Raw genomic sequence first — 19850 nt, 5'->3', positions numbered from 1 at the left:
AATCAATATTTCGTGCCAAACCGTTGATATCTTTTTTTACAATTATGAGTGCGTTTCCTTTAATATCGCTTGTACATACGGATCATGTAATATTTGCTCTATAATTGGTAACATGTTTTGTTCAAATGGAATGTCGATAGGAAATGGCTTTTGTGAGCCAGGTTTGATTCCATATCGGACAAATTTGTGATGTGTATTTTCTTCAGACTTGAGCATAATTAATTTATATCGATTGTCATCACCAGCGAGTGAAAAGTCAATGGAAGTAGCGTCGTATGCTACTTCATCTTTATATATATACGGTTTTGGTGTACCGATCCAGTCTACTTTTGCTTCTACATTCATGGATATAACCTCCTTATATGTATTATAAAAAAATAAAAGCCAGCTCTCAACAAGGAGAACTGGCTTCAGCAGTCATTGGTTATTTTAAAATTTTCACTTTAACAGTTTTGCGTCCCCATTTTTGAGCAGCACTATCTGATCCAAGCAGGATGTCGATACGGTTACCTTTAATTGCACCACCAGTATCTCCAGCGATAGCTTCTCCGTAACCTTCTACCCATACTTTAGATCCTAATGGGATTACTTTCGGGTCAACAGCGATCATTTTCATGTTTGGATTCGCAGTTAAATCATGACCCATTGCAGTTAATACACGGCCGCCATATGTGCCACCGTTTTCGCTCGGGTGAGCTGTATATGCTGTAGCTACCACAGTTAACTCACGACCACCAGATGGTGTGCTAGTTTCAGCAGCTTTCACAGCAGGCTTAGCAGCTGGTTTTGCTTGTGCTGCAGGTGTTTGAGCCTTAGCTGGTGCTTCAGCTTTAGCAGGGGCAGTTGTTTCTTGTTTCTCAATCACAGGTGCTGTACCTGTTAAGAAAGGAACATGAACATAAGCTGTTTTCCCGTTATATTCAAATTGTAACCACTCATTTTGTACTTGGTTCGTTGTTTCGATTACATCGTCTTTCTTCAACTTTCCAAGAATTTCTGAGTTTGTGTTCGCTTCAGCACGTACGTTTAATACGTTAGCTGTTACGTAGTAGATGCTTTTTGTGAACTCTGCACTTACGAATGCGTCTTTACCGTCTAAAGTAACTTTTGACCATCCGTTTTCTGTATTTTGAACATCTATTTTATTACCGTTTAGTAATTTACCGACAACTTTTGATTCCGTAGTAGGGTTTTCGCGTACGTTTAGTACGTCTGTTGTTACAACAGTTTCTGCATTAGCAGATGATGTGAAAATCCCAAGACCAAAAACTGCTGCTGTTGCTATACCAATTAATTTTTTCATGATAGCCTCCATTGCGTTTGTTTTCGTGTCCTCATTATAGCAACAGATTTTTTCGGATTTGGGGAAAACACACAATTACAAACCATTCGTAATCAGTCGTTAATATCCTGTAATATAACAAAAAATATAGGAAAGCGTTTTTCATTCTATATGACTCATAGGTTTCTAGTTATATTCGAAATATTTAATACAACATGTTTTTTTCGACATAAATAAAAATATTACAAGGGTGTTACATGATGTTTACTAAACGATTACATTCCTTGAGTATTTTACCGTTTTATGGGTAATATAGTTATATAAACATAAACATTTTGTTTGTGAAGCTATAAACACGTGCTATATACTAGCAAAAAAACCGCATAATTGTTACAAAACGAAAGGGTTGCAAGGAAGAACTTTGCCCTTTTTTACATATGTAACACATCCTTTTTTAGGAAAATACATTCCTATCCGCGTTTTTCTCACACAATTTGACAGCAGTATTTCTAACTTGTAGCTCTTGCAGAGTGAAAAGGTTATACGAAAGGTAAGGCTGTCCATAAGAATTCGAATTGGTGAAGGTGAAAGTAAGAAAATCACCGCAAAATTATAGTTTTCTATCCGATTTTACATATCGGAATTTATGTTATTTACAAAAACGAAACCTACGAAGGGGGATTTGATGAGGAAACTGACAAAAACATTCATCGTTTCATTAACATTATGTATTGCATTTACAATTTGGGGGATTATTCCCGAATCTATTATTGGAAAAGGTAGCTTAGGAAATGTAACAACCGCAATTCAAACTGCATTAGTTAGTAAGTTCGGGTGGTTTTATATTATTTCCGTTTCTATTATTTTAGGTGTGTCTATCTTTTTAATTGTTTCGAAATACGGTTCTATTCGTTTAGGTAAAGATGATGACGAACCTGATTATAGTTATATGACATGGTTTGCTATGTTATTTAGTGCTGGTATGGGTATCGGCTTAGTCTTCTGGGGCGTTGCCGAACCATTAAACCATTTATACGCACCTCCGTTTGGAGAAGGTGCAACTGAGGGAAGTGCGCGCCTTGCACTGCGTTTTTCATTTTTCCATTGGGGATTACATCCTTGGGGACTATATGCGTTTGTAGCGTTATGTATTGCTTACTTTACCTTTAGAAAAGGAAAAGCAAGTACGATTAGTGCGACAGTAGGTCCGTTATTTAAGGGCGGGGAACACGGGCGTATTGCTCATTCATTTGATGTGTTAGCTGTTTTCGCAACTGTGTTTGGTGTTGCAACGTCATTAGGTCTCGGGGCGAAACAAATTGCAGGTGGTGTTAGTTATTTAACATCTATCCCGAACTCATTAACGACTCAGTTAGTTATTATTGCAATCGTAACAGTATTATTTATGTTATCTGCGCAAACAGGTCTTGATAAAGGAATTAAATATTTAAGTAATACGAACATTATTTTTGCGTTTGCACTTATGATTATTGTATTATTTGCGGGTCCAACAAACTTTATTATGAATTACTTCACTTCAACAATCGGTTCTTACATTCAAGAATTGCCAAGCATGAGCTTCCGTTTAAGTCCATTAGACGAAGGTGGAAACCAATGGATTCAATCGTGGACAATTTTCTATTGGGCATGGTGGATTGCATGGTCACCGTTCGTAGGTACGTTTATTGCTCGTGTTTCACGAGGACGTACCATTCGTGAGTTTGTAATCGGTGTGTTACTCGTACCGACAATAATTGGTGCCCTTTGGTTCTCTGTTTTCGGCGGAACAGGTATTCATATGGAGCTGTTTGGTGATGCACATATCTTTGAAAAAATTAAAGAGATGGGAACAGAAGTAGGATTGTTTGCTATGTTTGATCAGATGGGAAGCTTTGGATCAGCTTTATCTGTTCTAGCGATTCTTCTTATTTCTACATTCTTTATTACATCTGCAGATTCTGCGACATTCGTTTTAGGGATGTTAACGACACATGGTAGTTTAAACCCACCAAATCGCATTAAAATGATTTGGGGTATCGTTCTAGCCGCGCTAGCTTCTATCTTATTATATGTTGGTGGATTAGAAGCCTTACAAACGGCAGCTATCATTGCAGCATTCCCGTTCGTCTTTGTTATTTTCTTTATGATGGCAGCATTATTTAAAGAGTTACAAAAAGAAGGACGTAGGAAGCGTCATTAATAATAGAAGGAAAAGAGCTGATTTCATATCAGCTCTTTTTTTATACCTCTATTTGCCGAGCAGTAAGAACACCACCTCAAAATTCAGCAAAAGCAAATAAGTCGAGCTACTTGTAAAAGCCCGATTGGTGATGGCTAATTAAAGTTTCACTTTATATAGAAGGAATTTGAAATGCGGGTAGGGGAAATAAAATACTTTATCATATAAGTAGTATGCCTTTTATACGAAGGGAAATCGATTAGTTTCGACAATTTTCGATATCTTTCAAATTCTATTCATATTTTTGTCAAAAATATGTCGGAAATGTGTTGTCACTTTTATATATATGTGCTATATTATTTCCTGTAAGCGATTTCAAATAGTTTTAAAGCGCATTCAAGGGGGACATCTAGAATAATGAAACGTTACGAAAGAAAGTGGAAGCATATTTGTTTGAAACGTGTGGCACATCGTAGTGTCCAAGAAAGCACGGAACCTAAGACTGAAACGCGCAAAGAACAGCAAGAGAAGCAATTGGTTCTACAAAAATAGCAATCACTTTTTCGTATATAAATGAAGGTCGATCGTTCGTTGGGGGATGGACGTGAAATTACTTTCAGCTAAGGGGTATTGTCTGATATATAATTTATACGGCAATAAATAAGCACAGAGCATACGGCGCTCTGTGCTTATTTTTATTATTTATCTTTTTTAAATCGAACTGTCTTATCCCAGCCAATGACTTGTTTCTTGCTCTTTGCACGTAAGTATAAGATTAAGCTACGAATAAATAAGTACGTAAAGAGCTGTGCGTACGTAAAGTACATAATAACGCTAATAAAAATATTAGTCGGTGTAAAGGTTCGTTCGACACTCTGGGCACTAAATAATTGAGAAACATATGTAATATATGCGACATACCACATAAATAGTAGCGGAATGCTATATTGAATTTGGAATATCCCGAGTAGCCCAATTACAAACCAAACGTTTGAAATGATTAGGAATAGCCAAAATACAACATACACTAGAACTTGTTGTAAGGAATGAACAAGCAGCTTTCCTTTAAAGAAACTTAATGATGAGAACATTTTTTCTAAAATATATAAATTCCCTTGGAGCCAACGTGTACGTTGTTTAATAAGAATTTTTAAATGCTCTGGTTCTTGTTCCCAAGTAATTGATTCTGGGACGATTGGTAAGAGATAACCTTTTTGTGTAATTCGTAATGTTAATTCAGCATCTTCTGCAATTGCATAAGGATCATAGCCACCAAGCTCTTCTAGTGCGGAGCGACGAAGAAGCATATTTGTTCCTGTCAGTGAGCCTGTTTGGAATAGTAACCAGCGTCCAGATTGCATAAGGAGCTGGAAGATTTGAAATTCCAGTGAAATCATTCGCGTCAGCCAGTTTCGCTTTTCGTTTACTGTACGAACATGTCCAACAGCTCCAACAGCATCTTCAGTTGTTTCAGCGTGCTCTACAAGCATTCGCAGTGCGTGTGGTTCAGGTTGGTTATCTGCATCGTACACACAGAAGTATTCACCATCTGAAATACTAAGCCCATAGTTTAGTACACGTGATTTACCCTTCGGTTCACCAGGGGGAACACGAATGTGGCGAATATGAGCATAAGCCTTGTCAAAATCATCGCCGATTTCAGGTGTTTCGTCTTGAGAGTTATCATTTAATAAATAAATAGTTAGCTTTCCAGGATACTCAATCTTAGCCATTGCTTCTAAAGTATCTTTAATAACGACGCCTTCATTATGGGCAGGTATGAAAATATCGACGCTCGGATAATGTTCTAATGTACGATCTTTTCGTTTACTATTTCGGTGAATTAGGCCCGCGATTGTTAAGAAAGAGTAGTAAACGAGTAAGCCAGAGAATAGAAAAGCCGTAAAAATAAGTACATATTTAATTGAAAATGTGATACTGATCCAAAAAACGAGTACGCAAAACAGAAGGAATAAAAGAAGTATAACGAGAGTCATCATAACAGGGTCTGTCCTTTGTTTCCAATTTGCTCGCGTGAAATTTTTATATCTCGGATTGCTTCAGCAGCAAGCCATTGCTCCATTTTTGGCTTTAGGCGGTTCATTACAATGTCAGCACCAGCTTCATTTGTGTTTTGTAATAAAATAACTAGCGTATTATTATCATATTCAGCAGCAAGGTCAAAATCATTCCTTACCGTTTCAACTAATAAGGAAGCTACACGGTCCATAACACTTTCCTTCGTATATTTACTAAAGGAAGTGAAATCAAAGTAAATGATAAAGCCTGTTTCATTGCGACGATTCATTGCAGTCGTTAATAACGCTTGGCGTCTCTCGAATTCTTGTCTTGTTAGTAATTTGGATTCTCCAATATATTGTTCCAATGTTCTCACACGCTCAGTTAAAGTTTTATTTTCATGAATCACTTTTTTCAATAGGTGAGTTGTTATATATACAATGAAGAAGTTAGCTGCCATCAGGAAGTGGATAATCATATATTGCCATTGATCTGATGTACTCCATAAATGAAGCCATGCTTGATAAAACAAATAAAATACGGAAATAATGGTTCCTAGTATGAAGAAAACAAATGCTGTTTTGTCAGCTAAAAATAAGAATAGTACGTTTACGATTACGTATATTATTGTAAAAATGAGCGCATGCTCATATTTCGTCACATATACAGTAGTAAAATAAAATACAATTTGTAAAATCCACATAGAGAGGATTTTATAGAACTTATCTTTCACAAAACTTTCCTCCTTAAAGCTATTTCATCAATAGATACTTGTAGTATGCGCAATTATTAAGAAATTGACCATGCCGTGAAACTCTTTTGAAGGGCAACAACAAGTAGTATCTCTATTTTCATAAGAAAAATAAAAAGACTTAAACATTATTGTATCATAATGTACTTATATTTAGGATAAATTGATTAATAGATACATAAAAGACGTTTGGATTGCATGAAAAAAGTCTCCTCTTGTAGAAAGAGAAGACTCTATATAAGTTTATAGGAACATCATACCTGCAACTGCTGCATTTAAGAAGTTCGCTAATGTACCAGCGATAACTGCTTTAATCCCTAATTGTGCAATTTGTTTACGGCGAGTAGGAGCTAGTGTTCCTGTTACACCTAATTGAATTGCGATAGAAGAGAAGTTTGCAAATCCACAGATTGCGAATGTTAAAATTAGATTTGTTTTGTCAGAGAACTCTGCCATGTGTGGTCCTAAGTTTGCGTATGCAACGAATTCGTTGATTGCAAGTTTTTGACCGATAAAGCTTGCTGCTTGTATCGCTTCACCAGGAGAAACCCCGATTAAGATTGCGAATGGTGATAATAAGTAACCAAAGATTAAATCAAGGCTAAGTTTAATATCGAACAGAGAACCAACCCATCCTAATAATCCATTTAATAAAGCAATTAATGCGATGAAAGCCATTAACATTGCTGCTACGTTAATAACAAGTTGCATACCTTCAGATGCGCCGCGTGCAGCTGCATCAATAACATTTGCGTCTTCACGTTCTGTAGAAAGTTCAACGTTATTATCTACTTTTTCTGTCTCTGGCATGATTAGTTTCGCAATTAATAAGCTCGATGGAGCCGCCATAATTGCAGCTGCTAATAAGTGCTCTAACGGAATACCCATTGCTGCATAACCGACAAGAACAGATCCAGCAACAGCTGTCATACCGCTTACCATAATAGTGAAGAATTCACTATTTGTTAAGCGTGCTAAGTAAGGTTTAATTAAGATTGGAGCTTCAGTTTGTCCTAAAAATACAGTCGTTACTGAGTTTAGGCTTTCTGCTTTAGAAGTTCCAAGAAGTTTACTTAATGCACCACCAACGATGCTAACAAATTTCTGCATAATACCGAAATAATATAAGATTGCTACTAATGAACTAATAAATACGATTGGAAGTAGTGCTTGAATAAAGAATACAAATCCCCAAGGTCCCTTTGCGTTGACTAAATCCCCAGTAACGAACTTAATTCCCTCGTAAGAAAAATTAATTAATCCTTGAACACCGTCAGCAGCGTGTTTTAAACCTGCTTTACCAGCGTCCCATCGTAATACGATAAATGAAAATGACATTTGTAATGCTAGCGCAATTAAAATTGTGCGCCAATTAATAGCTTTGCGGTTGGAAGATAGTAAGAAAGCAATTGCTAATACTCCAATCACGCCGCCAATTCCCCATAAAAGATTCATGCAGTGTATGCTCCTTCCTCATAGTAAAAACAGTGTATAAACCAGTTGTCTATACGTTTACGAATATAACATCTTTAGTAACTTATCATAATGGACATCGGAGGTCAAACGTCTAATGAAAAGTTTAAATAAAAAGAAAATTCTTCAAAAAAACACATATAAAATAAATAGACATGAAATAGGTTATGTTTTTTATGAAAATATATACATTATGATAACGTTATGCATTGTTTTTGCAGAATAAAGTGTATGAAATAGAAGAATGGATACATTATTTTTGTAGAGAGAAGGTAGGAGAAAGGGAGTAATATGTTGAACTCATAGCAAAAAAGCCTTCTAGTAAATTAGAAGGCTTTGAAACTATTAATTAAGGTGCTTTCGTGTATCCTAAGAAGTGGCTCTTCCAATAAGAGTTACTTAATGAAGCGATTGCAACACCTTTATCTCCAGCTTGGATAAACGATCCGCCTCCAAGGTAAATACCCATGTGTGAAGGACCAGATTTATAAGTGTTTTGGAAATAAATTAAGTCACCAGGTTGTGGACTTGAAGTTTTTGGTAGGCTACTCCAGTATCCCGCAACACTTTGACGGCTAATGTTATGACCAAATTTCTTAAATACGTGGTAGATGTAGCCACTGCAGTCTACGCCGTTAGCAGAAGTTCCGCCCCAAACGTATGGTACACCTTGCATTGATTTTGCGTATGCAAGTACGGAAGAACTGTCGCCGCTATTGTTGCCTGTATTATTATTGTTGTTATTGTTTTGATTGTTATTTTGGTTATTGTTAGGCTTATTATCTACTGCGCCTCCAACTGGTGTTTTAGACAGATAACGTGTTCCGATATAACCAGTTTGACCGTTGTAGTTAATTTTGCTCCATCCAGAGTTTTCAGAGATTACTTGAACCTTCTGTCCTTGTGGAAGTGCGCCTATGATTCTATAATTTGTACCTTCGCCGCTACGTACATTTAGTGCAGAAGCATTAATGTAGTAGTCGCCAATTGCACCTTGGTTAGGTTTTTCAGGTTGTTTTGGTTGCTCAGGAGTAGTAGTGCCACCTTTAACGAATTTTACAAATTCGCTACTAACAAAGCCTGTTTTTCCTTGGTAATTCACTTTAAACCAACCGTTTTCAGATCCAACTACGTTTAATGTTGTACCGTTTAAAACGCCACCAATTACACTATGGTAAGCGGCAGGGCCTGTACGAACACGTAAAGATGTAGCGTTAACCACGTAAGAACCACCAGTTTGAATAGTTCCATTATTGTTTTGTTCTTGTTTGTTGCCTTCTGTAACGTTTTCGTTGGAACCGCCTTTTGTTACATAGTCTTTGCTTACATAAGCAGTTTGTCCTGCGTAATTGATTTTGAACCAATCTTGAACTTCTCCAACAACTTGTACTACTTGTCCTTTTGTAATAGAACCTACAGTTGTGTGAGAAGTGCTAGGACCTGTACGAACGCGAAGGGAAGATACATTTACTGTATAGTTTCCGCTTGCTGGTTTTACTTCTTGGTTGTTATTATTCGTATTGTTGTTTGAAGAACCCGCATTAGAAGAAACGCCAGATACGAATTCGCCACTTACATAACCTACTTGTCCATTATGGTTAATTTTCACCCAACCATTTTCTTGTCCAATTACGTTTAATGTTTGTCCTTCATATACACGTCCAGAAACAGAACTAGATGTGTTAGGAGCTGTACGTACACGTAATACATCAGCGGTAACTTTATTGTTTCCACCTGTACTTACATTGTTGTTTGCTGCTCCACTTTTTGATACAAATTCGCCACTAACAAAGCCTGTTTGTCCATTAATGTTAATTTTGAACCAACCATTTTCTTCGCCAATCACGTTTAATGATTGACCGTTATAAACGCGTGAGATGATGTCGTGAGAAGTGCTTGATCCTGCACGAACATGTAATACGCTCGCGTTTACCTTATAAGATGAGCTGTTTGATGCAGAAGCTTGGACAGTTGTAGCAGCTTTTTGTGTATTTTGTTCAGGTGCAGCTTGAACACTATCAAGTGTAGGTGCTGCTCCTCCTGCTACAGACACTGCCGCAAGACCGGCAAGATACTTTTTCATAATTTGTCGATTCCTTTCTGTCTGTAATGTAGTGAAGAAATATTTACCAACTGTTAAAAATTCTAAAGAGCATGTCGATTACTGTCAAGACTTATATAGGAATCTGAATATGACAAAAAGATTACAAGAAAAAAATCAAGGCATAAAATTACACCTTGATTTCCATTTAAATGCATATATTGAATATGAAAGGACAGAAATTATTCGTGTTTAAGAAGAGGCCATATTGGATTGTAACAAGATTTGATTAAAAGATTTTTGCAGTTTTTTGGTGATAGGCCCAACTTGCCCATCTTGAATCGCGGTCCCATCAAGGTGGGTCATTGGTAAAATTTCAATCGTTGTGCCTGTAAAAAAGCATTCATCTGCTTGATAAACGTCACGAACACTGAAAAGTTCTTCCTGTACAGGAATGTGAAGAGTATTCGCTAAAGAAAGGACATATTGACGAATAATGCCATTTAAAATAAGGTGATTGGCTGGATGTGTGTAAAGAGTTCCGTTTTTAATTAAAAAGAAGTTGGAATGGCTTCCTTCCGTTACAATACCATTCCTTACGAGAAGTGCCTCTTTACAACCTTTCCGTTCAGCTTTCGTAGCAGCTAGTACGTTTGGTAATAAATTTAATGATTTAATGTCACAGCGTAGCCATCGAGTATCGGGTTCTGATATAGCACGTATACCATATTCAATCCATAATGCTGGTCTTTCTTTTTTTGTAATATAGGCATAAATTGTCGGAGGGTTGTCATATGAAAATATATGTGTGCGAGCTTGTACACCACGAGATACTTGCAAATAAATTGTGCCATCTTCATGGAAATGATTTCGTTCAATTAATTTGTAAAGTAAAGTGATGAGCTCAGCTTTTGAGAAAGGGAGTGATAATTCTATTTCTTCCATGGAGCGATATAATCTCGTTATGTGCGGATCTAATAAGTGAAAGTTCCCTTTATATAGGCGAATCACCTCGTAGACACCATCTCCGAACTGCAAACCTCTCTCTTCAAGTTCTATGTACGTTTGTTGTTTTGTTGTATCAATAACTTCATCATTCCAAAGTACAAATTTTTCGTATGCCAATTTCCGTCCCATCCTTTCGTAAGTACGTAAGTAACGTGAAACTTTCATTCATGCGAGATAAAAATCACTATAGTAATTTTTATGTAAGCAATTCTCTACATATGACCGTATATGTATTTGTAAATCATAGAGAAGTAAGGATGATTTACCCCGCATTAACGGGCAGTAAAACTTCCACTTAAAAATTAGGGTGGAGCAAAGAAGTGAATTGGGCGAATAACTGCCCGTAGCTGCCCGATTGGTAAGGGCTGATTAAAGTTTCACTTTACAGCATTTTGTATATACAAATTCGAAAATAAGAATGAGAATCCTGCTTTTAAATAAAAAAAAGCAACATTCTTATGGAATGCTGCACAAGGAGGGTAGCTATCTTTCATAGGGACATTGTCTTGTTGAATGTTTTGTGTATGGAAACAAAACATGTTGAAAGACAATTATAAGAAAGTAGAAACAAAAGATTTACACATTTCTTTAAGGGATCTTACGAAAGATGAAAGATAAGAAATATGTAGAACCTCGTTTACATATTTTATTATAGAGATTCTTCATTAACGCTATGTGAATATTTGGTAAAGGTTATGTAATTTTAAAGTTAATGAATATAAGTAGTTGTATGGAAGAAAATAAAAAAAGAGGCTGAGATTACTCAGCGCTCTTCTTTTCTTCTTTAATAACTGTTTTTACTTCACCAGTTTTAATCTTATTACTTTCAGAGAAGCGAAGTAAGTCACCTTCAATGATTTTATCAGACATGTTCAATTCATTTTGGGCACGATCAATTAGTGGTTGAGATTCTTCTTTCGGTAATTGTACAACTTCGCCAGTAGCACGATCGTAGAATGTACTGTTTGTGTACATGTATTTATCTGTAACGAAGCTACCGTCACGAAGAACAACAAATCCTTTATTATCAGGTGAGAATACATCATGACCGAATCGAACGTCATTTGTAGAATCTACACCAAGTAAGTTTAGAATAGTTGGTTTAATATCAATTTCTCCAGTTGGTTTCGAAATTGTTTTACCTTCTTTTTGACCTGGAACGTGAATAAACATCGGTGTTTTTTGCAAGTTCATATGGTCAAATGCAGTGATTTCTTCTTTTCCTAAGAACTGTGCCATTGCACGGTTATGGTTTTCAGAAATACCGTAGTGGTCACCGTAGAATACGATTACTGAGTTGTCGTAAATACCTTCTGCTTTTAGACGCTCAATAAAGTGTTTCATTGCTTCGTCTAAGTAACGAGCAGTTACCATGTAACGGTCAAATACTCCATCACCAGAATTATATTCGTCGATTAATTTTGTACTGTCATCGTAAGTGAATGGGTAATGATTCGTTAAAGTAAGGAAGCGAGTATAGAATGGTTGCTTCACTTGTTTTAACATATCAATAGATTGATCGAAGTATTCGATATCTTTTAATCCCCAGTTTAATTTTGTTTCTGGCGTAATCTTGTAGTCAAGCTCGTTGTAGTAACGATCATAACCAAGTGCTGGATACATAATGTTACGGTTCCAGAATGTTGCGTTGTTTGCGTGGAATACCGACGTGTGATACCCTTGCTGACGTAAAATTTCTGGAGTTGCTGTATATTCATTATTACCGTGTGTGAAGAATACAGCACCGCGGTCTAGTGGATATAAAGAAGTATCTACTAGGAATTCAGCATCAGATGTTTTACCTTGCCCAGTTTGATGGAAGAAGTTATCAAAGTAATAACTTTCTTTCGTAAATTGGTTTAAGAATGGTGTAACTTCTTGTCCGTTAACTGTTGCGCCAATTAAGAATGTTTGTAATGACTCAAGAGAGACAACAATTACGTTTTTCCCTTTTGCAGTACCGAACATATTTGGATCTGGTTTACTTTGTGTTGTTTTCACGTAGTTTTCTGTTTCTTGTAATTTACTACCGTCAGCGAATGCTTTTTGTGAACTTGATTTTGCTTGTAAGCCAAGATCGTATACTTGGTGTACATATAATCCTAAGTTTTTAACAAGCATAACGCGGTCGAATGAACGTGTTAATAATTCTGGACGTTCAGCTTCTGCAAGTCCTAAGTTTGCGAAGAAAATAGCAACTGTTGATACGAAGTATAGGGAACGCATCGGGCGTGCTACACGCTCTGTAGGTGCAAAGTTTTTCATATTCTTCAACAGAACGAAGAATATGATAATGTCTGCAAATGCAAGAATAATTTTGTAGTTAAATAATTCTTTTACACTAGAACCTAAACTTCCAAAGTTAGATGTTTGTCCTAGCACCGGTAAAGTAACGAAGTCATTGTAGAATCCGTAGAACATTACGTTACCAACAAGAACGATTGTTAAGACAAAATTAATTCCAAGTGCTATATAGTTACGTTTTTTCCCTTTTGCAAATAATGCAAGACCAACAAGCAGTAATGATGCTGCTAATGGGCTAAGGAATAAAATGAATTCTTGCATGAAAGATTCAAGTTTTAAATCAAAGCTTGTGCGTGTAATAAGGTAAGTTTTCAGCCATAAGGCTAAAGCTACGAATACAGTGAAACGCACATTTTGAAATTGTGATTTCAAGGTTTCTTTCATTCATTTCCACCCTTTCTCTATCAGGCTTGGTCGATTTTGGAGCGAAAAATGCTAAAATAAAAAATACATAGTTTTCTTGGCCATAATTAAAGGTTCTATATTCACCCATATACGACTATAACTATGCATACCCTTTTGGTTTCTTTTGTTGCTCATAAGCATAACGTCATTTCTGTATTATACAACAAAATTCATTTCTGAGAAACACTATAACATTTTACATTTTTTGTATAAGATTTGTCACTACCAGAGAAAACTTTAACATTCGTTTATATGTCCGTCAACTAGAAAATATAACAAAGGTAGAGCAGAATGTTAAGTGGAAGTGAAAATTTTCTTTGTTGAGAAATAAGAAATGAAGATGGGTAAGGGTTATCTAGAAATCTATTATATGAAGGAAATCGTGTGAAAATTAACGAACACTTGTTCTTTTTTAGTTTGTTTGTTACAATGAAAGTTCATTGATAGGTTTTGTGTAATTTCCATGAACTTTTACTGATAACATATTCTAGCTTATTTCTTTTTAAAAATAGGGAGGCTTTTACATGAAACAAAAATTTTCAGTTGAAGCGTTTTGGAAGAAAGTAAAACATGTTGCAAAGCAAGCAGGGCAGTCGGTCATTTATGCAAGTTTATTACTGTTTTACGTTTTACAAAGACCCGATGTTCCAAGACGAGTGAAAATTATTGTAATTGGAGCACTTGCTTATTTTATTGCACCGATTGATGCGATTCCAGATTTCATTGCTGGAATTGGCTATACTGATGATTTGGGGGCGTTAACGGCCGCACTAATACAGGTGTCGTTATACGTCAATGAAGATGTGAAAAATAAGGCACAAGTGAAGTTGGCAGAATGGTTTGGTTCGGATATAGACACAACATTTATCGATCAGAAATTAGGTCAATAGGTGAAACCTGTCATAAGGTGACAGGACGAACGTAAGCGAGGAAGTGCATTATGCCATCAGGAAGAACGCATACGAAAATAAACTTAATATCCCTTCCGGTTGTTTTGTTTTTGCTCTTTTCGTATGGATTAACAAATTTTGATTTTTTATTAACTTTTGCAATTGGTTTTTTAGTAGGTACTTCATTTTTAACACCAGATTTAGATACGTACAGTAATGCTTATAACAAATGGGGTTTCTTACGTATATTTTGGTATCCTTATAAGAAAGTAATGCCGCATCGATCTTTCTTTACGCATACGATTATACTTGGTGATGTGATTCGTATTGCGTACATGTTAATCGTCTTTTCTCCATTTTTATTTCTATTAAATGTAATCGCACTGGATGGTAATTTAATAGAAATTGCGAAGAAACATGAGGTTGAAATTGTAACGTTCTTAATGGGAATTGTTGTGGCAAGTACGCTCCACATTATAGCGGATAAAGTGAATACGCGCCGAAAGAAAATGATGAGAAAAAAGAAGAAACGCAGGAGATAAAGTGAACGAATTTGGAAAAGGCCCCTTGCAATTTGCAAGGGGCCCTTTTTAAACAAACATTTGTTTAAAATTAAGCTTTCAGCACTTTAATTCCTTTTACAATGTTCCAGATGAAGTAGTATAAGCTGATGATTCCGCAAATAGCTAAGACAATCATTGATCCAATTCCAAGTGTTACATCTGGTTGATCAGATCCAAGACCCATAATTCCTAAAATAGTTACGCCAATGAATGTAGCGATACTTGGAATGATGTGTGTCCATAGAGCACGTTTTGCATGTGGTTTTGTTTCAGCGTCTCCCACAATCCAAACGATAATAGGGAATAAGATAGGGGCAAATAGTACACTAAAGTATGATAACGCAGCTAATATTTTATTTCCGTTCATATATATCACCTCATGAATAATTTCTGTTGTTATACTATTATTATGCAATAATTTTGGCAAACTTCCTATCGATAAACATTACAAGAACGTGACGATTTTGTAAGATTTTCTATTAAATAATAAAATTTTCAAAAAAATCTTTTTTAATAGAAATTGTTATGGTACAGTATAAATGAAAGTTGTTGAAAGCGTTTTCTTAAACGTTTTTTTATTTTAGGCTTAAAGGTATGATGACCTGATAGTCTATTGATGAGGTTATTCTACTTAAAAGGGGATTCTTTAGGGGGAGAGAACAATGAACACATGGACACAAGTTTATGATCCATTCGGAAACATTTGGATTTCGGCAGCGGTCGCACTTATTCCGATTATCTTTTTTTTCTTAGCTTTAGCAGTTTTCCGCATGAAGGGGTATGTAGCAGGATTTATTACAGTTGTACTTACAGTTTTAGTAGCGTTATTCGCTTATAAAATGCCGTTCAAGATGGCAATGGCAGCAACCGGGTACGGTTTTTTGTACGGGTTATGGCCAATTGCTTGGATTATCATTATGTCCGTATTTTTATATAAAATTTCTGTAAAAACAGGTCAATTTGATATGATTCGTGCATCGGTATTATCGATTACGAACGATCATCGTCTACTCGTTATTTTAATTGGATTTTCATTTGGAGCATTTTTAGAAGGAGCGGCAGGATTTGGGGCACCAGTAGCGATTACAGCAGCGCTTCTTGCGGGTCTTGGGTTAAATCCTTTATATGCAGCAGGTCTTTGTTTGATTGCAAATACTGCACCAGTGGCGTTCGGAGCGATGGGAATTCCGATTACAGTTGCTGGACAAGTAACAGGTATTGATCCACATAAAATTGGACAAATGGCTGGGCATCAATTACCGTTCCTATCATTATTTGTTCCATTCTTTATCGTATTTTTAATGGATGGATTTAAAGGTATAAGACAAACGTGGCCTGCGTTACTTATAGCGGGTAGTTCATTTGCGATTACGCAGTTCATTACAGCGACATTTTTAGGGCCGGAACTTCCGGATATTACATCGGCACTTGTAAGTTTAATTAGTTTAGCGCTGTTCTTAAAAGTTTGGCAGCCGAAAGAAACTTATCAATCCGGGCAAGCAAATAGTGAAGTAGCAGCAACGACAGCAGCATCGATGCCGAAATTAACGTTTGGAAAAGTGGTGAAGGCATGGTCTCCATTTATCGTATTAACGGTTATGGTAGTCATTTGGAGCCAAAGTTTCTTTAAGGCATTATTCGCTCCAGGAGGGGCTTTAGAAAGTCTTGTATTTAAGTTTGAAATTCCAGGTCTACATAATTTAGTAATGAAAGCAGAGCCCATTGTAAATAAACCAACGCCTTACGAGGCAATTCTAAAGTTTGATGTATTATCGGCAACTGGAACAGCGATTTTAATTGCTTGTATCATTTCCATGTTTATTTTGAAAATGAATGTAAAAGATGCAGTAGTGACATTTAAAGAAACGTTAAGCGAATTAAAAATGCCAATTCTATCTATCGGATTCGTACTAGGGTTTGCATTTATCGCAAACTATTCTGGTCTATCTTCTACGTTAGCGTTAGCATTAGCCGGAACTGGCGGACTATTCCCGTTCTTCTCACCATTCTTAGGCTGGATTGGCGTATTCCTAACAGGGTCTGATACGTCTGCGAATGCACTGTTCTCGAATTTACAAGCCATTACAGCGCAGCAAGTCGGTGTATCTGAAGTGCTTCTCGTTGCAGCAAATACAACGGGCGGTGTAACAGGAAAAATGATTTCTCCGCAATCGATTGCAATTGCTTGTGCGGCAGTTGGACTTGCTGGAAAAGAATCGGATTTGTTCCGTTTTACAGTAAAGCATAGTTTATTCTTCGTAATTATTGTTGGTATTATGACGTATGTGCAGGCGTATTATTTAACGTGGATGATTCCGTAATGGTGTTTATAGAAAAATAAATAGTTATAATCGTTGATAGAACAGCGTTTGTCTGTTGTATAACGTATTGTTAAAATTGATGGAACACCACTTGTGGGGCAGGATTGGGGCAGGAACTTTTAAAAAGTCGTTTTGAGGCAGAAAAAAGAAAGATAATTTTCAAATAAAATAATTTAAAAAATGTTGTTTATAAAGCTCAATTTATTAAAGAAAGTCTTTCTTCTAACATTGGAGATAGCTTGTCTTGACAGGACAAGTGAAATAGACGGTGAATCACCTTTAATAATTTTGGGCTTTTTTATTTGTATAAAAAATTAGAAACAGTTATCGCTTAGTAGAAATTTCATATATGCAACGCATAGTACTTTTAACAAAAAAGTAGTACTTGTTCCTGGAGTATATTGTATCTTTAGGTTTATATATGATTAAAATGTCTGATTTTTTAATTTTCACTTTTAGCATCTATAGTAAAATTGAATTATAGAAGTGGTAGAACTAAAAATATAGGCGAGGTGTTAAAATGGCCAGAAGTACAGAGTCAATGCAGAGAGCAATTTATTCACTTGGAGATACTGTAAGATATATAGAACCTGATGAGGCCATCACTATACGAGATCAAGGATATATTAAAGGGTATACTTTATATTGTGAAAATCATCTTAAATCTGGTTGTAATGCTGAGGTTAAGGTAGTAAATAGGGGACCGAATGATCGTTTTTTTAATTTGATGCCTAAGGCAGAAGGGCGAGAGGGACACAGCTGCTCATATAATTTGAAGACTATTCCAGTTAGAGAGCGATTTAGGAATGTACCTAAAGACAAAAAGTTAGTAGTGGATATAGATGAGCGAGATATGTTTAGTAGCAAGCAGACTACAGCAATAAAATCTGGAGAAAAGAAAAAATCTGCAAGGAATCAAGTTTTAGCAGTTCCGGAGAAAATTATTACAAGGAAGGTTTCCGGAGTTAGAAATGAATATATTAGAACCATTGGTGAACTTATTGAATTACTGCATAGTAAAGATGATTTAATTATTAGAAACGTATTAAAGCAATTATATGTTACTAATAAACTATATAAAAGAGAAAGTTATCAATCGTTATGGGAAAAAAGGCCTAATCATACATTTATAGTTGAAGGTTTTTTAGATAAAAATGACTTAGAGAAATTAGAGCAAAAAGGGTATGGGTTTGCTTATCCGTTCTATAAAAATAAACCAGATCAAATACGTATTATGCTAATTTATAATGGAAATGGAAAAAAGAGATTTCAAATGACATTGAAAAGTTTATTGGAATGGATCGATAAAAAGACAGAGGGAAATCGAAAACTGGCTCTTATAAAAGGGAATATCGTTGATTATTATGAAGATAAAAGAATCATTTTGTTAAATGTAAGAGACATTGATATTAAATATAAAGTAAAAGAATATAGTGCAGAGCAGGTTTCTCAATCTAAAGAGACAAAAAATCTGCCGTTACAAAAGGATAAGGTAGGTAATGAAAAGGTAATTAACTATCCAGAGTGGACTGAAGAAAACAAGAAGCAGCCGGCATATCAAGAAAAACAAAGCGAAGTTACGCCGAAAATTATTGAGGAAATGCTACATTTAAAATCAAAGGATTTGTCAAAAGAGGTATCTGTTCCGATTGAGACGGAGAAAATAGATGTGCTCACAACGGATTTTTTACTTCAATTTATTGAATTCGAACATCTGCAAAAAATGAAAAATACAAGTGTTAGGAAAATTCCTTTAACTAAATGGTTTGATACTGATTCGGAAAGCAAATATGCAATGATTCCGTTAGAAAAACTTAAAGGAGTTGATAACTCTAAACGAAGAGATGGAAGTTGGCTAGAACAATTATATAGTTTGAATAGAATACGGCAGAATTTAGAAAGCGTTCAGAAATATGGGATTGAAGAGTTTAAGGAATTCATAAAAACAGAATCAGATATTGGTTTTGATTATTATCAGGATTTGGATAGTTATTATGTTTCGATGGGTGGAACACATAGAAGCGTTATAGCGAAAGTTTTGAATTTAGATTATATTATGGCTGAAATTACAGTCTATAAATTAAACGGAGCATTAGAGAAAGAAAAAGAACGATTTAAAGAGCACCTGGGACAATTAATAAATATCATTAAGGAGCTTAATCTTGTCCCTAAATATGATGCCGATAAAAAACGTATCAATCTTTATGCGAGTAACAATGTATTTATTGCTTCCATTGAAAGGGTTCAACCACCAACCCTTTATCAAGAAGGAAAATATAATTTTGGTTATTGGATTTCAAGATTTAAAAGTATAAAAAATGAGGGAGATAAATTAAATAAAAAGCCATTATTATTACGGAAATGGATTTTGTATTATAAAAAGAAAAGTAATGGTTTCTTGCGTTCGGAAGAAGAATATTACTATAAATTGTTAGAGAATTATACTTTGAAAACAGCGATAAAATAAGTTGGAGTTTAGGCTGTGAGGCTCTTTCCTATCTAATAAAATGTATTCTTATTACTGTTTTCTTACCTACAATACCTACATTAAAGTGAATCCTTTGTGGGACAAGGTGTTTCACGTTTCCTTCAACTGTAGGTACGTTACCTACAA

14 protein-coding genes are annotated in these 19850 nt (G+C 35.6%); 5 read left to right on the top strand and 9 right to left on the bottom strand.

Annotated elements, in window-relative coordinates; genetic code table 11:
* Positions 1 to 42 precede the first annotated feature (42 nt).
* A complete protein-coding gene (locus BAQ53_RS24845) occupies positions 43 to 345 on the bottom strand; it encodes a DUF3910 family protein (RefSeq protein WP_001100117.1) in 303 nt (100 codons plus the stop codon).
* Between the two features lie 79 nt (positions 346 to 424).
* Positions 425 to 1303 (bottom strand): cell wall-binding protein EntA, encoded by an 879-nt coding sequence (locus tag BAQ53_RS24840; RefSeq protein WP_000733340.1) that lies wholly within the window; start codon positions 1301 to 1303, stop codon positions 425 to 427.
* A 664-nt stretch (positions 1304 to 1967) separates the two neighbouring features.
* On the opposite strand from BAQ53_RS24840, the gene opuD reads away from it, so the two are divergent.
* Positions 1968 to 3482, top strand: a complete 1515-nt coding sequence (opuD, locus tag BAQ53_RS24835) for a glycine betaine transporter OpuD (protein ID WP_208906363.1) — start codon at positions 1968 to 1970, stop codon at positions 3480 to 3482.
* 677 nt (positions 3483 to 4159) lie between these two features.
* On the opposite strand, the gene BAQ53_RS24830 is transcribed toward opuD, so the two are convergent.
* From BAQ53_RS24830 to BAQ53_RS24805, 6 genes are all read right to left on the bottom strand, one after another.
* The gene (locus BAQ53_RS24830) at positions 4160 to 5461 is read right to left on the bottom strand and encodes a glycosyltransferase family 2 protein (RefSeq protein ID WP_208906362.1); all 1302 of its coding nucleotides are present in this window, start codon (positions 5459 to 5461) and stop codon (positions 4160 to 4162) included.
* Positions 5458 to 6213: a nucleotidyl cyclase domain-containing protein gene (locus BAQ53_RS24825; protein WP_000653233.1), complete on the bottom strand. Its 756-nt coding sequence runs from the start codon at positions 6211 to 6213 to the stop codon at positions 5458 to 5460. Before BAQ53_RS24825 ends, BAQ53_RS24830 begins: the two co-directional genes overlap by 4 nt.
* 261 nt (positions 6214 to 6474) lie before the next feature.
* Positions 6475 to 7686, bottom strand: coding sequence for a NupC/NupG family nucleoside CNT transporter (locus BAQ53_RS24820; RefSeq protein ID WP_001051029.1), 1212 nt, complete (start codon positions 7684 to 7686; stop codon positions 6475 to 6477).
* Between the two features lie 367 nt (positions 7687 to 8053).
* Positions 8054 to 9787, bottom strand: a complete 1734-nt coding sequence (locus BAQ53_RS24815; RefSeq protein WP_074593720.1) for a C40 family peptidase — start codon at positions 9785 to 9787, stop codon at positions 8054 to 8056.
* A 210-nt stretch (positions 9788 to 9997) separates the two neighbouring features.
* Positions 9998 to 10882 (bottom strand): D-amino-acid transaminase, encoded by an 885-nt coding sequence (locus BAQ53_RS24810; protein WP_074593743.1) that lies wholly within the window; start codon positions 10880 to 10882, stop codon positions 9998 to 10000.
* Positions 10883 to 11512: 630 nt separating this feature from the next.
* Positions 11513 to 13441: an LTA synthase family protein gene (locus BAQ53_RS24805; protein ID WP_208906361.1), complete on the bottom strand. Its 1929-nt coding sequence runs from the start codon at positions 13439 to 13441 to the stop codon at positions 11513 to 11515.
* A gap of 545 nt (positions 13442 to 13986) precedes the next feature.
* Between BAQ53_RS24805 and BAQ53_RS24800 the strand changes: the two genes are divergently transcribed.
* Together BAQ53_RS24800 and BAQ53_RS24795 are read left to right on the top strand one after the other, a co-directional pair.
* Positions 13987 to 14352: a YkvA family protein gene (locus BAQ53_RS24800; RefSeq protein ID WP_208906360.1), complete on the top strand. Its 366-nt coding sequence runs from the start codon at positions 13987 to 13989 to the stop codon at positions 14350 to 14352.
* A gap of 50 nt (positions 14353 to 14402) precedes the next feature.
* Positions 14403 to 14894, top strand: coding sequence for a metal-binding protein (locus BAQ53_RS24795; protein WP_001139059.1), 492 nt, complete (start codon positions 14403 to 14405; stop codon positions 14892 to 14894).
* Positions 14895 to 14964: 70 nt separating this feature from the next.
* Here the strand turns inward: BAQ53_RS24795 and BAQ53_RS24790 are convergent, their stop codons facing one another.
* A complete protein-coding gene (locus BAQ53_RS24790) occupies positions 14965 to 15282 on the bottom strand; it encodes a magnetosome magnetite crystal formation protein family (RefSeq protein WP_001014099.1) in 318 nt (105 codons plus the stop codon).
* Between the two features lie 295 nt (positions 15283 to 15577).
* Here BAQ53_RS24790 and lldP point away from each other — a divergent pair, with 295 nt between their 5' ends.
* Complete coding sequence (gene lldP, locus BAQ53_RS24785; protein WP_208906359.1) at positions 15578 to 17236, top strand: L-lactate permease; 1659 nt, start codon at positions 15578 to 15580, stop codon at positions 17234 to 17236.
* A gap of 520 nt (positions 17237 to 17756) precedes the next feature.
* A complete protein-coding gene (locus tag BAQ53_RS24780) occupies positions 17757 to 19703 on the top strand; it encodes a hypothetical protein (protein WP_208906358.1) in 1947 nt (648 codons plus the stop codon).
* Positions 19704 to 19850 lie beyond the last annotated feature (147 nt).

The organism is Bacillus sp. B25(2016b), from assembly GCF_001679765.1.
Classification (GTDB): domain Bacteria; phylum Bacillota; class Bacilli; order Bacillales; family Bacillaceae_G; genus Bacillus_A; species Bacillus_A thuringiensis_K.
The sequence above is the reverse complement of the archived record's forward strand: the minus strand, read 5'-3'. Positions and strand labels throughout refer to the sequence as shown.